This window comes from Cognatilysobacter bugurensis (assembly GCF_014652095.1).
In the GTDB taxonomy this organism is placed as follows: Bacteria; Pseudomonadota; Gammaproteobacteria; order Xanthomonadales; family Xanthomonadaceae; genus Cognatilysobacter; species Cognatilysobacter bugurensis.
Genome location: NZ_BMYD01000002.1, coordinates 405,553 through 419,221, shown reverse-complemented (window position 1 = coordinate 419,221; position 13,669 = coordinate 405,553). Strand labels below are relative to the sequence as shown.

The 13,669-nt window shown below is 69.9% G+C and carries 10 protein-coding genes and 1 pseudogene; 6 read left to right on the top strand and 5 right to left on the bottom strand.

Annotated elements, in window-relative coordinates:
* Positions 1-103: 103 nt before the first annotated feature.
* A pseudogene (gene otsA, locus IE075_RS09015) lies at positions 104-1,465 on the top strand (alpha,alpha-trehalose-phosphate synthase (UDP-forming)); the annotation flags it as partial.
* 138 nt (positions 1,466-1,603) lie between these two features.
* Here otsA and pgeF read toward each other — a convergent pair.
* A complete protein-coding gene (gene pgeF / locus IE075_RS09010) occupies positions 1,604-2,383 on the bottom strand; it encodes a peptidoglycan editing factor PgeF (RefSeq protein WP_189455596.1) in 780 nt (259 codons plus the stop codon).
* The gene (rluD, locus tag IE075_RS09005; RefSeq protein WP_189455594.1) at positions 2,380-3,351 is read right to left on the bottom strand and encodes a 23S rRNA pseudouridine(1911/1915/1917) synthase RluD; all 972 of its coding nucleotides are present in this window, start codon (positions 3,349-3,351) and stop codon (positions 2,380-2,382) included. Before rluD ends, pgeF begins: the two co-directional genes overlap by 4 nt.
* Before the next feature lie 77 nt (positions 3,352-3,428).
* Here rluD and IE075_RS09000 point away from each other — a divergent pair, with 77 nt between their 5' ends.
* Both IE075_RS09000 and IE075_RS08995 read left to right on the top strand, forming a co-directional pair.
* A complete protein-coding gene (locus IE075_RS09000) occupies positions 3,429-4,307 on the top strand; it encodes an outer membrane protein assembly factor BamD (protein WP_189455592.1) in 879 nt (292 codons plus the stop codon).
* Between the two features lie 196 nt (positions 4,308-4,503).
* Entirely contained in the window at positions 4,504-5,343 is an 840-nt protein-coding gene (locus tag IE075_RS08995; protein ID WP_189455590.1) for a PhzF family phenazine biosynthesis protein, read from the top strand.
* Positions 5,344-5,383: 40 nt separating this feature from the next.
* On the opposite strand, the gene IE075_RS08990 is transcribed toward IE075_RS08995, so the two are convergent.
* From IE075_RS08990 to sucC, 3 genes are all read right to left on the bottom strand, one after another.
* Positions 5,384-7,018 (bottom strand): NAD+ synthase, encoded by a 1,635-nt coding sequence (locus IE075_RS08990; RefSeq protein WP_189455588.1) that lies wholly within the window; start codon positions 7,016-7,018, stop codon positions 5,384-5,386.
* Positions 7,019-7,220: 202 nt separating this feature from the next.
* A complete protein-coding gene (gene sucD, locus IE075_RS08985; protein WP_189455586.1) occupies positions 7,221-8,096 on the bottom strand; it encodes a succinate--CoA ligase subunit alpha in 876 nt (291 codons plus the stop codon).
* 12 nt (positions 8,097-8,108) lie between these two features.
* Positions 8,109-9,275, bottom strand: coding sequence for an ADP-forming succinate--CoA ligase subunit beta (gene sucC, locus IE075_RS08980; RefSeq protein WP_189455584.1), 1,167 nt, complete (start codon positions 9,273-9,275; stop codon positions 8,109-8,111).
* A gap of 157 nt (positions 9,276-9,432) precedes the next feature.
* Between sucC and IE075_RS08975 the strand changes: the two genes are divergently transcribed.
* From IE075_RS08975 to prmA, 3 genes are all read left to right on the top strand, one after another.
* The gene (locus IE075_RS08975; RefSeq protein ID WP_229792424.1) at positions 9,433-11,061 is read left to right on the top strand and encodes a sensor histidine kinase; all 1,629 of its coding nucleotides are present in this window, start codon (positions 9,433-9,435) and stop codon (positions 11,059-11,061) included.
* A gap of 105 nt (positions 11,062-11,166) precedes the next feature.
* Positions 11,167-12,573, top strand: coding sequence for a sigma-54-dependent transcriptional regulator (locus IE075_RS08970; protein WP_189455579.1), 1,407 nt, complete (start codon positions 11,167-11,169; stop codon positions 12,571-12,573).
* A gap of 169 nt (positions 12,574-12,742) precedes the next feature.
* Positions 12,743-13,660 (top strand): 50S ribosomal protein L11 methyltransferase, encoded by a 918-nt coding sequence (prmA, locus tag IE075_RS08965; RefSeq protein WP_189455577.1) that lies wholly within the window; start codon positions 12,743-12,745, stop codon positions 13,658-13,660.
* Positions 13,661-13,669 lie beyond the last annotated feature (9 nt).

Sequence of the window (13,669 nt, the reverse complement as noted above, 5' to 3'; positions counted from 1 at the left end):
GACCTGCGCCCACGCATGCGGCGTTGCGGCGCACGCGATGCGCGACACGCCTCGCCATGCGGGTTGATGCGCTTTCCGTTCCACGACTCGGGGTGACCGCGCCATGAGCCGACTCGTCATTGTGTCCAACCGTGTTGCCGTCCCGGACGAGTCCCGCCCGGGCGGCTTGGCCGTCGCCCTGCAGGCTGCGCTCGAAGAGACGGGCGGGCTGTGGTTCGGCTGGAGCGGCCGCATCGATCCGGAAGAGTCTGGACGGGTGCGCACGCAGACCGCGCGCGGCATCGAGTACGTGACGCTCGACCTGTCCGAACAGGACCACGCGCATTACTACAACGGCTTTGCGAACCGCACGCTGTGGCCGCTGCTGCACTTCCGCGTCGATCTCGTCGATTACAGCCGCGAGACGTACGCAGGCTACCTGCGCGTGAACCAGCTGTTCGCCGACACGCTCGCGCCGCTGCTGCGCGAAGACGACATCGTCTGGATCCACGACTACCACCTGATCCCGCTCGGCCTGCTGCTGCGCGAGCGCGGCATCAAGTGCAAGCTCGGCTTCTTCCTGCACGTGCCGATGCCCTCGTCGGACCTGCTCGCCGCGCTGCCCAACCACGCGCGCCTGTTCGAAGGCCTCTCGTCATACGACCTGGTCGGCTTCCAGACCGAGCGCGACCTCGAGCGTTTCCAAGACTACGTGCGCCTGTACGGCCGCGGGCGCGTGCTCGCGTACGGCGTGCTGGAGACCGAGCACAGCCGTCGCCTGCGCGCCGGCGCGTTCCCGATCAGCATCGACACCGCGCGCATCGCAAAACTCGCGGCCGATGCGGTCGGCAAGGCGAGCGTGCGACGGCTCAGCGACAGTCTCTCGGGGCGGCAGCTTGCGATCGGCGTCGACCGGCTCGACTATTCCAAGGGCATCCCCGAGCGCTTCCGGGCGTACGGCGACTATCTGGAACGGCACCGCGATCAACGCGGGCGCCTCACCTACCTGCAGATCGCGCCGGTATCGCGCGGCGAGGTCGTCGAGTACCAGACGCTGCGCCACGAGCTCGAGCGGCTCACCGGCCACATCAACGGGACGTACGCGGACGCGGACTGGACGCCGATGCGTTACGTGAATCGCAATTACCCACACGCATCGCTGTCGGGCTTTTTCCGGCTCGCGCGCGTCGGCTTAGTGACGCCGTTGCGCGACGGCATGAACCTGGTCGCGAAGGAGTTCGTTGCGGCGCAGGACCCTCACAATCCGGGCGTGCTGCTGCTGTCGGCGTTCGCGGGCGCAGCGCGCGAGCTCGACGGTGCGCTCATCGTGAACCCCTACGACACGCAGGGCGTGTCGGACGCGCTCGCGACCGCGGTCGACATGCCGCTCGCCGAACGACAGGCGCGCTGGAATTCGATGATGCAGCGGCTGCAGTCGCACGACATCACCGCATGGCGCCGCACGTTCCTGAACGCGCTGCGCGACTCGGACCTGGACTCGGTCGATAGCGACGGCAGCGGTGGCGAGCGGCGGCGCCAGTCCGCCGGGGAAGTGGGCGTCAGCGCCCTGCCGAAGCGGCCCTTGCAGCGCGCGGACGATCCGCGCCCCGCGGCTCATTGAGCCTCAGGCCGGGTCGATCCAGACCAGCGATGCGATGCGGCCGCTCCGGCGGTCGCGCCGGTGTGAGAAAAACGCGTCCGGCTCGCCGATCGTGCAGCGGTCGCCGCCGCTGATCGCGTCGGCAGGCAATCCCACGGACATCAAACGACGCCGCGCGAGCGCGTAGAGGTCGACGCGCCAGTGTCCGGGCCGCGTGCTCGTAAACGCACTGGCCGCGCCCCAGTCGGGTGCAACGAATGCGTCGAACACGTCCACGCCAACCTCGTACTGCGCCGGCCCCGCCGCCGGGCCGAGCCACGCGAGCAGCTCATGCGCCGGTGTCGACATCGCCGCGACCGTGGCCTCGATCACCCCGTCGGCGAGCCCACGCCAGCCCGCGTGCGCGGCGCCGACTTCCCGCCCGTCCCGCGCGCACAACAGCACCGGCAGGCAGTCGGCGGTGAGGATCGCAAGCACGGCGCCGGGCACGGCGGTAACGGCTGCATCGGCCTGCGGCTCGTCCGCCGCCGCACACGGGGCGGTCAACGTTGCACCGACGCGGTGCACGCCGCATCCGTGCACCTGCCTCAGCCAGTGCGGGACCGAGGGCAGCCGCGCCCGCTCGACGAGCTCGCACCGGTTCGCTTCGACCGCCGCCGGGACGTCGCCGTCAGCGGCATAACGGTTGCCGAGGTTGAACGTGTCGAACGGCGGCTGCGAGCGGCCCGCGCCGTGGCGCAGTGTCGTAAACGCCTGCACCGATCGCGGCGCGGACCACTGCGCACGCAGCCAGGGCTCGGTCATGCGCGACCGTCCGCCACTGCCGCGCGGTGATCCGCGCGCAACGCGCCCACCAGCGACTGCATGTCGGCCGGCACGGGCGCGGTGCAGCGCACCGGTTCGCCGCTGACCGGGTGCACGAACTCGAGCGTCTCCGCGTGCAGCGCCTGGCGACGGAAGCCCCGCAACGCATCGACGAGTTCGGCGGTCGCCCCGCGCGGCAGCTTCAGCGGTCCGCCGTAGAGCGGATCGCCAACGATCGGATGCTTGAGGTGCTGCATGTGCACGCGGATCTGGTGCGTCCGCCCGGTTTCGAGCCGGCATTCGAGCAGCGTATGGGCGCGGAAGCGCTCGCGCAGGCGGTAGTGCGTCACCGCGTCGCGGCCGTCGTCGCGCACGGCCATGCGGATGCGATCGCGCGGGTGGCGGTCGATCGGCGCATTCGCGGTGCCGCCGGACACCAGCGCGCCGACGACGACCGCCAGGTACTGGCGATGCACCTGTCGCGCCGAGAGCTGCTCCACGAGCGCGGTGTGCGCCGTCAGCGTGCGGGCGACGACCATGACGCCCGACGTCTCCTTGTCGAGCCGATGCACGATGCCGGCGCGCGGCAGCATTTCCAGCGACGGATCGCGGTGCAGCAGCGCATTGACCAGCGTGCCGACGGGGTTGCCCGCGCCCGGATGCACGACGAGGCCTGCCGGCTTGTCGATCACGATGACGTGCTCGTCCTCGTAGAGCACGTCGAGCGCGATGTCCTCGGGCGCCGAATGCGTCTGCACCTCGAGCACCACGTTGACGGTCACGAGCTCGCCGCCGCGCACGGGGTCGCGAGGGCGCACCTCGCGCCCGTCGATGCGCACGTGGCCGGACTTGATCCACGCTGTCAGGCGCGAACGCGAATAATCGGGAAACAGTTCGGCCACGACCGCATCCAGGCGTCGGCCTGCGCTGGAATCGGGAACCACGGCTTGCAGCGGCGCATCGGTCATCGGGACAAGGGCGATTCAGGGCGCTGCCCCGGGGACTGCTATTATCGACGGTCATTGCCTCCGGTGTCCGTCGAGCCATGTCCGATCGTTCCAATACGCGTCCGGCCCGCGCCGGCGCCGTCCTCCGCGCGGGCGCCGCGCTGTCGCTGCTGGTCGCCCTCGGCGGCTGCGCGCAGTTCGGCAAGATGTTCAAGGACGAGGACGCCGACGAAGGCCAGCCGGTCGAGGCGATCTACGAGCGGGCGCATCGTTCGCTCGAAAACGGCAACTGGTCCGGCGCCGAGCAGAGCTACAAGCGGCTCGTCGCGCAGTACCCGTACGGGTCGTACACCGAGCAGGCGCTCATCGAGACCGCCTACGCGCAGTACAAGGCCGGCAAGCACGACGAGGCGATCAGCAGCATCGACCGCTTCATCCGCACCTATCCGACCCACAAGAACATCGCGTACCTGTACTACCTGCGCGGGCTGACGAATTCCAGCCGCGACGCGGTGTTCCTGCAGAAGGTGTGGCGCCTCGACGCCAGCCGCCGCGACCTCGCCACGCCGATGCAGGCGCACAACGATTTCCAGATCGTCGTCGACCGCTATCCGAACAGCCGCTACGCCGCCGATGCGCGCGAGCGCATGGGCCAGTTGCGCGACATGTTCGCGCGGCACGAACTCGAGACGGCGCTGTACTACCTGCGCCGGGACGCCTACGTGGCGGCCGCCGAGCGCGCGCGCTACCTGCTCGACACCTACCCGCAGAGCAGCCACCAGGCCGATGCGATCGCCACGCTTGCCGCGGCGTACACCGGGCTCGGCAACGAGGCGCTCGCGACGAGCGCCCGCAACCAGCTGCAGCAGGCCGCGCCGAACCACCCGTACCTCGCGGGCAACTGGCCGGACTACCCGAACAACCTGCGCAAGCTCAACCCGTTCGCGGGCGAGAAGTCGGCGCTCGACAACGACTGAGCAACGCACTGACGTGATCCGACGACGCCGCCTCCGGGCGGCGTTTTCGTTTGCGCGCCGGCAAACGCGGCCCGGAACGCCGAGCGCGGAGCCATCTGCACGCACGCCTGCATCGACCGCATCACAGCATTCCATCACCGGTCGATCCGCACCGGCACGCCGGATCTACGCTGTCGATCCCGACAAGGAGTCCGCGATGACACTCGAAGTGCTGCGCTATTCCGCATTCACCGACACGCCCGACGGCGGCAACCCTGCCGGTGTCGTGCCCGATGCGGGCGACCTCGACGAGGCGGGAATGCTCGCGATCGCCGCCCGTCTCGGTTATTCGGAAACGGTCTTCCTGCGCGCGCGCGGCGGCGGCGGCGAATACGACGCTCGCTACTTCAGTCCGCAGGCCGAGGTGCCGTTCTGCGGCCATGCGACGATCGCCGCGGCCGTCGCGCTGGCTGATCGCGGCGTCGCCGGGACGCTGCGCTTCCACACGCGCGCCGGTGAGGTGCAGGTCGAAACGAGCGCCGTCAACAGCCGCGCCACCGCGACGCTGACGAGCGTGCAACCGCATCTCGAGCCTGCAACCGACGCCCTGGTCGACGCCGCACTGGCCGCGCTGCACTGGTCGCGCGAGGATCTCGACCCGGCGCTGCCGCCGCGCATCGGCTACGGCGGTGCGCGCCATCTAGTGCTCGCGGTGCGGACGCGCGAGCGTCTGGCCCGGCTCGACTACGACTTCGAGGCCGCGCGCCGGCTATCCGCCGAACACGACCTCACGACGTTCGCCCTGCTGTGGCGCGAGTCGTCGCACGTGTTCCATGCACGCAATCCATTTCCGATCGGTGGCGTCATCGAGGATCCGGCGACCGGCGCAGCGGCCGCCGCGCTCGGCGCCTACCTGCGCGAGATCGGCGCCGTGTCGCCGCCCGCGCGCGTCACCGCGCACCAGGGCGTCGACATGGGCCGACCCAGCCTGCTGCACGTCGACATCGGCGAGAGCGGCGGCATCCGGGTCAGCGGAAGCGCAGTGCCGATCGCGTAGCGCTGGGGATCAGCACTGCCCGGCGCCTGGACCGACGGGCTCAGACGCGATAGCCGCTCGTGATCGGATAACGCCGCTCGCGGCCGAACGCGCGTCGCGACACCTTTGGCCCCGGCGCCGCCTGGTGGCGCTTCCACTCGCTGATGCGCACGAGCCGCGCCACGCGCTCGACCGTCGCGCGGTCGAAGCCGGCCGCGATGATGTCCTCGGCCGACTGCTCCTGGTCGATGTGGCGATGCAGGATCGCGTCGAGCACGTCGTACGGCGGCAGCGAGTCCTGGTCCTTCTGGTTCTCGCGCAGCTCGGCCGACGGCGCCCGGTCGATCACGCCGGCCGGCACCACCGGGTCGCCGACCGTGTTGCGCCAGCGCGCGAGCGCGTACACCTCGGTCTTGTACAGATCCTTGAGCGGCGCGTAGCCGCCGCACATGTCGCCGTAGATCGTCGCGTAGCCGACCGCGTACTCGCTCTTGTTGCCCGTCGTGAGCAGCAGGCCGCCGAACTTGTTGGTCAGCGCCATCATCAGCGCGCCGCGCGTGCGCGACTGCAGGTTCTCTTCGGCGACGTCGGGTTCGCGGCCTTCGAAGGTGTCGGCGAGCGTGTCGAGAAAGCCTTCGAACGCGCGCTCGATCGGCAGCGTCAGCAGCCGCACGCCCTGCCGCTCGCACTGCTCGGCGGCCAGGTCGTTCGACAGGTCGGCCGTGTAGCGCGAAGGCATGCGCACGGCGGTGACGTTCTCTGCGCCGAGCGCATCGACCGCAATCGCGAGCACGAGCGCCGAGTCGATGCCGCCCGACAGGCCGAGCCAGACCTTGTCGAAGCCGTTCTTGCGGCAGTAATCGCGCGTGCCGCGCACGACGGCGCGCCAGGCGAGCCCGTCGCGGCTTTCGTCGCCATCCTCGACCCACTGCAGCGGCGCGAAGCGGCGTGAGGCCGGGTCGAACTCGACGATCAGCCACTGCTCGGTGAACGCGGCCGCGGCCGGATGCACCGTGCCGTCGCCGTCGGCAACGAGCGAGGCGCCGTCGAACACGACCGCGTCCTGCCCGCCGACGGTGTTGACGTACGCGATCGCCGCGCCGGTGCTGCGCGTGGCGTTCGCGAGCACGGCATCGCGCCGCGCGTGCTTGTCGTGCTCGAACGGCGAGGCGTTGATGACCGCGACGAGTTCCGCGCCCGCGCGCACCGTCGACGCCATCGGCTCGGGAAACCACAGGTCCTCGCAGACCAGCACGCCGACGCGCACGCCGCCGACATCGATGACGCAGTCCTCGCGGTCCGGGTCGACCTCGAAGTAGCGACGCTCGTCGAACACCGCGTAGTTCGGCAGCTCGCGCTTGCGGTACGTGTGCGCGATCGCGCCGTTGCGCAGCACGCTTGCGGCGTTGTAGACAATGCTGCCCGCGCTCTCGGGCCAGCCGACGATCGCCACGATGCCGGTCGCCTCGGCCGCGATGCGCCGCATCGCCGCGTCGCAGTCGGCGAGGAACGACGGGCGCAGCAGCAGGTCTTCGGGCGGGTAGCCGCTGAGGGCCAGTTCGGGGAACAGCACGAGGTCGGCCGCGTACTCGTCGCGCGCCTCGCGGATCAGCGCGGCGATGCGTTCGGCATTGTCGGCCACGGCGCCGACCGGGAAATCGAACTGCGCGAGGGCGATGCGGAGCGGTTGCGTCATGCCGGAATCCTGCGCCGGCCGACGGGCCGGCGAATGCAGGTGATTCTAGCGGCGCGCGGTGAGCAGTCCGGTAATTCGCGACGCAATGCGACTCGAGCGCAGCCGCGGCGCGGGCACTGCAGACCGACACGCGTCGGCGTCAGGCGCCAAACGAAGAAGGCCGCCTTGCGGCGGCCTTCAACGAATCAGTGCGGCGTGTTGATCAGCCCGCGAGGCGCTTCGCGATCGCGGCGCCGAGGTCGCCCGGCGACTTCACCGTGGTGACGCCGGCCGCTTCCATCGCCGCGAACTTGCCTTCGGCCGTGCCCGAGCCGCCCGAGGCGATCGCGCCCGCGTGGCCCATGCGCTTGCCCTTCGGCGCCGACGCACCTGCGATGAAGCCGACGACCGGCTTGGTCACGTATTCGCGGATGAACTCGGCCGCTTCTTCCTCGGCGCTGCCGCCGATCTCGCCGACCATGATGATGCCTTCGGTCTGCGGATCGTCCTGGAACCAGCGCAGCGCGTCGATGAAGTTCGTGCCGTTGATCGGATCGCCGCCGATGCCGATGCAGGTCGACTGGCCGAGGCCGACGTCGGTGGTCTGCTTGACCGCTTCATACGTCAGCGTGCCCGAACGCGACACGATGCCGATCTTGCCAGGCTGGTGGATGTGCCCCGGCATGATGCCGATCTTGCACTCGCCCGGCGTGATCACGCCCGGGCAGTTCGGACCGACGAGCACGACGCCCGGGTAGCCGGCCAGCACGTTCTTGACGCGCAGCATGTCGAGCACCGGGATGCCTTCGGTGATGCAGACGATGACCTTGATGCCGGCATCGGCCGCTTCGAGGATCGCGTCGGCCGCGAACGGCGGCGGCACGTAGATGACGGACGCGTTGGCGCCGGTTTTGCTCACCGCGTCGACTACGGTGTTGAACACCGGCAGGCCGAGGTGCTGCGTGCCGCCCTTGCCGGGCGTGACGCCGCCGACGACCTGGGTGCCGTACTCGAGCATCTGCTCGGCGTGGAAGGTGCCCTGCGAGCCGGTGAAGCCCTGCACGATCACCTTCGTGTCTTTGTTAATCAGAACGGACATGGATGGTGCTCCTTACTGGCCGGCGACGGCCGCGACGGCCTTCTTCGCGCCGTCGTTGATGTCGTCGGCCGGCGTGATCGCCAGGCCGGAGTTCTTGAGCAGTTCCTTGCCGGCTTCGACGTTCGTGCCCTCGAGGCGCACGATCACCGGCACCTTGACGTCGACTTCCTTGACCGCCGCGATGATGCCCTCGGCGATCATGTCGCAGCGGACGATGCCGCCGAAGATGTTCACGAAGATCGCCTTCACCTTGTCCGACGACAGGATCAGCTTGAACGCCTCGGTCACGCGCTCCTTGGTGGCGCCGCCGCCGACGTCGAGGAAGTTCGCAGGCTCACCGCCCTCGAGCTTGATGACGTCCATCGTTGCCATCGCGAGGCCGGCGCCATTGACCATGCAGCCGATGTTGCCGTCCATCGTGACGTAGTTGAGGTCGTGCTGGCTGGCCAACACCTCGGTCTCGTCTTCCTGGCGCACATCGCGCATCGCGGTCAGTTCCGGATGACGGAACGAGGCGTTGTCGTCGGAATCGATCTTGCCGTCGAGCACGGCGAGCTCGCCGTTGGTGAGGATCGCGAGCGGGTTGAGCTCGACGAGCGCAAGGTCCTTCTCGACGAACAGCCGGTACAGGCCGGTCATGATCTTGGTCAGCTGGCCGACCTGCTTCGCGGTCAGGCCAAGCGCGAAGCCGAGGTTGCGGCACTCGTACGGCTGCAGGCCCTGCACGTAGTTCACGTGCAGCGTCTGGATCGCCTCGGGCTTCTCGGCGGCGACCTGCTCGATGTCCATGCCGCCTTCGGCCGACGCGATGAACGTGATCGACTTGGTCGAGCGGTCCACGAGCACCGACAGGTACAGCTCCTTCGCGATGTCCGTGCCTTCCGAGATCAGCACAGTGTCGATTGGAAGCTCGACGCCGGCGGTCTGGTAGGTCGCCATCTTCGAGCCGAGCATCGCCTGCGCGTACTGCTTCACCTCGTCGAAGTTCTTCGCCAGCTTGACGCCGCCGGCCTTGCCGCGGCCGCCGGCGTGGATCTGCGCCTTGACCACCCACAGGTCGCCCGGGATCGCCTTCGCGGCAGCGACGGCCTCTTCGGGGGTGCGGGCAACGATGCCCTTGGGCACCGCGATGCCGTAATCGGCAAAAAGCTGCTTTGCCTGGTATTCGTGAAAGTTCATGCGTCCACCGAAGGAGAGGAGGGGGCCCGCGCGGATGCGGCGGCACGTCGGCCGCGCCATTCGGCCCTGCGCGAGGGCCGGCATTGTCGCCGATCGGGCCGAGCCGGGCAAAAGCCGTGCCTATACTTCGCTGCAGCCCGCCGCGCAGGACGCCCGCTTGCCCCTCCAGATCGCCCCCGTCGAGGTCTCCGAGGCCGACCGCGTGCTGCGCCGCGAGTTGCGGCTGTTCAACCTGTACCGCGTGCTCGAGGCGTTGCTGCTCCTGCTCGCCGTCTACGGCCCGGTCGCCGCGCTGGTCGCCGAGCCGCGGCATGCGTTGTTCGCGCGCGCGGTCGCGATCGCCTATGCCTTTATTGCGGCCGTGGTGTTCGCGCTGGGGCGCCGCGGCGATCCGCGCACGATCACGCTCATCGGCATCGCGAGCGACCTGTTCTTCGGCGTGCTCGCGATCCACGCCACGCCCGGCATCGGCACCGGCATCGCGATCATGTTGATGTTCAACGTCGGCGCGGCGGCGCTGCTGCTGCCGACGCGGTTCGGACTCGGCATGGCGGCCGTCGCGATCGCAGCGGTCGTCGGCGAGCACGTGTGGACCGTCGGCGTCGAGGAAGTGACCACGCGCCCGATGGTCGAGCCGGTGATGTTCGCGATCGGCTATGGCGCGATCGGCGCGCTCATGAGCCTGCTGGGCCGCCAGATGCGCGCCAGCTACGAACTCGCCGAGCAGCGCGGCGCCGAGGCCTCGCACCTGTCGGAAATCAACGAGCTCATCATCCGGCGCCTGCGCACCGGCGTGCTGCTCGTCGACGGTGGCGGCCGGTTGCGGATGGCGAACGAGGCCGCGAGCGTGCTGCTCGGCGAAGTCGACGAGGCGTTCGGCGAGCGCAACCTCGCCGTGGCGATGCCCGTGCTCGCGCGCCGGCTCGAGCAATGGCGCATCGACGGCCAGCCGGACGACACGCCGCTGCCGCTCGGACCGGACCAGACCGACGTGGTCCCACGTTTCGCCCGCCTGCTGGCCGGCAGCGACCAGACATTGATCTTCCTCGACGACACATCGCTCGCCAGCCGGCGCGCCGAGTCGATGACGCTCGCCACGCTCGGTCGCTTCTCGGCCAGCCTCGCGCACGAGATCCGCAACCCGCTTGCGGCGATCCGCTACGCGGTGCAGCTGCTCGAGGAGTCCGAGGACATCCGCCCGGCGGACCGCCGGTTGCTCGAGATCGTCCACCAGCAGTGCCAGCGCATGAACGGCATCGTCGAGAACGTGCTGGGCCTGGCCCGGCGCGAGCCTGCCAAGCCCGAACACGTCGAACTCGTGAGCTTTGCGAAGCGCTTCGTCGACGACTACCTGATCAGCCACCCGATCGAGCACGACATGCTGCGCGCGGCCGGCCCCAACGGCGCGCTGCCCGCATTGATCGACCCACGCCAGCTGCACCAGGTGCTCACGGTGCTGGTCAGCAATGCGCTCAATTACGGCCGCATGCCCGGCGAGCCGGCGCAGGTGAGCGTGCACGTGCAGCTCGACGGGTCGATGCCGACGATCGAAGTGCGCGACCGCGGCCCGGGCATTCCCGACGCCGTCGCCTCGCGCCTGTTCCGGCCGTTCTTTACGACGTCCCCGCACGGCACGGGCCTCGGGCTCTACATCGCGCGCGAGCTGTGCCGCGCGAACCAGGCCAGCCTCGACTACGTCCCCCTGCCCGCCGGAGGCGGCTGTTTCCGCATCCGGCTGCATGCGCTCGGCTCGGCGCCCGTCCGCGACCGGATCGCAGCCACGTAAAGCGTGCGGGCCGCCACGGATTGCAGGCGGACGGCGCATCCCTCGTTGGCCGGGTCCGAGCGGTTCGGCTATCGTGCGCGATGAACAGCCGTGTCGGGGACACCGATGACCGAACAACGCAGTGCATTGGTGGTCGACGACGAGCGCGACATCCGCGAACTGTTGGTGATGACGCTCGGCCGGATGGGCCTGCGCTGCGACACCGCATCGAGCGTCGCCGACGCGCGTAACCAGCTCGCGCGCAACCGCTACGACCTGTGCCTGACCGACATGCGCCTGCCGGACGGCACCGGGCTTGAGGTCATCGCCGAAATCACTGCGAGCTGCCCGAACACGCCGGTCGCGATGATCACGGCGTTCGGCAACGTCGAGGCCGCCGTCGAGGCGCTCAAGGCCGGCGCGTTCGATTTCGTCGCCAAGCCCGTCGACCTCGCCGTGCTGCGCGACCTCGTGCGCCATGCGCTGGAACTGCATGAAAAGCGTCGTCTCGCCCCGGTCGCGAACGACAGCGGCGCATCGCGCCTGCACGGCCAGTCACCGGCGATGGCGCAGCTGCGGCAGACCGTCACCAAGGTCGCCCGCTCGCAGGCGCCGGTGTACATCGCCGGCGAATCGGGCGTGGGCAAGGAACTCGTCGCGCGCACGATCCACGCCGAAAGCGGCCGCGCGGGCGGTCCGTTCGTGCCGGTCAACTGCGGTGCGATCCCGGCCGAACTCATGGAAAGCGAGTTCTTCGGCCACAAGAAAGGCAGCTTCACCGGCGCGCACACCGACAAGCCGGGCCTGTTCCAGGCGGCGGACGGCGGCACGCTGTTCCTCGACGAAGTCGCCGAGCTGCCGCTGCCGATGCAGGTCAAGCTGCTGCGCGCGATCCAGGAAAAGTCGATCCGCCCGGTCGGCGCGAACGCCGAAGTCACGGTCGACGTGCGGATCCTGTCGGCGACGCACAAGGACCTGTCTGCGCTGATCGCCGACGGCCGCTTCCGTCACGACCTCTACTACCGCATCAACGTCATCGAGCTGCGCGTGCCGCCGCTGCGCGAGCGCCTCGAAGACCTGCCCGGCCTCGCCGCGAACGTGCTCACGCGCCTGTCCGAGACGCAGGGCCGCACGCCGCCGACGCTCAGCGACGGCGCGCTCGATGCCCTGCGCGGCTACCCGTTCCCCGGCAACGTGCGCGAGCTCGAGAACATCCTCGAACGCGCGCTCGCGCTGGCGGACGGCACTGTCATCGGCGTCGACGACCTCAGCCTGCCGCGCGCGATGATGCCGGCCACGCCCGCGCCGATGCCGGCCGCGTCCGCCAATTCGGCTGCCGGCCTGGACCCGCGCACGCTCGATCCGCGCGACACCGCGACCAGCGCGCTGCCGTCGTACATCGAAGAGATCGAACGCGCCGCGATCCAGCACGCGCTGCAGGAAAACCGCTACAACAAGACGCGCACTGCAGCGGCACTGGGCATCACGTTCCGCGCGCTGCGCTACAAGCTCAAGAAGCTCGGCATCGACTGACGCCTGCAAGGCGCGATGCCCGAAACGCCCGCGCACGCCGCGGGCGTTTTCGTTTCACGCATCGGACGCAGTGGGATCGAGCGCCGGCGGGCGGAGCCGCGCCGACACGCACCGTGCGGGGGATGCGATGCAGGCCGATAATGGCCGGCCCTCCGCGTCGGTGCCGCCCATGCCGTTCCTCGAACTCAGCCTGTCCTGCACCGAGCGCGAGCAGCCGCGCTACGAGCGCGCACTCGAGGATGTCGGGGCGCTGGCCGTCACGCTTGCCGACGCGCACGCCGACGCGCCGGACGAGCAGGCGATTTTCGAGCCCGGCGTCGGCGAGCAGCCGCTGTGGGGCGAACTCGTGCTCACCGCGCTGTTCCCGGCCGGCACGCCGGAGGCACTGCTGCTGCACGCCCTCGGCGCGGCCGACGACGGGCTGGACTGGACGCGCGCGCAGTTCCGCGAGGTCGACGACCAGGACTGGGAGCGGGCGTGGATGGACCAGTACGAACCGCTGCGCTTCGGCGAGCGCACCTGGATCGTGCCGTGGAACCACGAGCTGCCCGACGGCGCCGACGCCGAGCGCGACGCGATCGTACGGCTCGACCCGGGCCTGGCGTTCGGCTCGGGCACGCACCCGACCACCGCGCTGTGCCTGCAGTGGCTCGATGCACTCGCACGCGAGGGCGCGCTCGACGGCGCGCACGTGCTCGACTTCGGCTGCGGCTCGGGCATCCTCGCGCTCGCCGCGCTCAAGCTCGGCGCCGCGCAGGCCACCGGCATCGACAACGACCCGCAGGCGCTGATTGCGACGCACGACAACGCCGCGCGCAACGGGGTCGACGACCGGCTCGTGGTCCACGCGCCCGAGTCCGCGCCGCAGCAGGCGTATCCGGTCGTTGTCGCCAACATCCTCGCCTCGGCGTTGATCGCGCTCGCCGACACGCTCGCCGCGCGCGTCGCACCGGGCGGGCGCATCGCGCTGTCGGGCATCCTGGCCGGCCAGGAGGACGAGGTGATCGCGCGCTACACGGCGGCGTTCGACGAGCTGCACGTCGAGCGACTCGAGGACTGGGTGCGCATCGACGGCCGTCGCCGCTGAGCCGCTTAC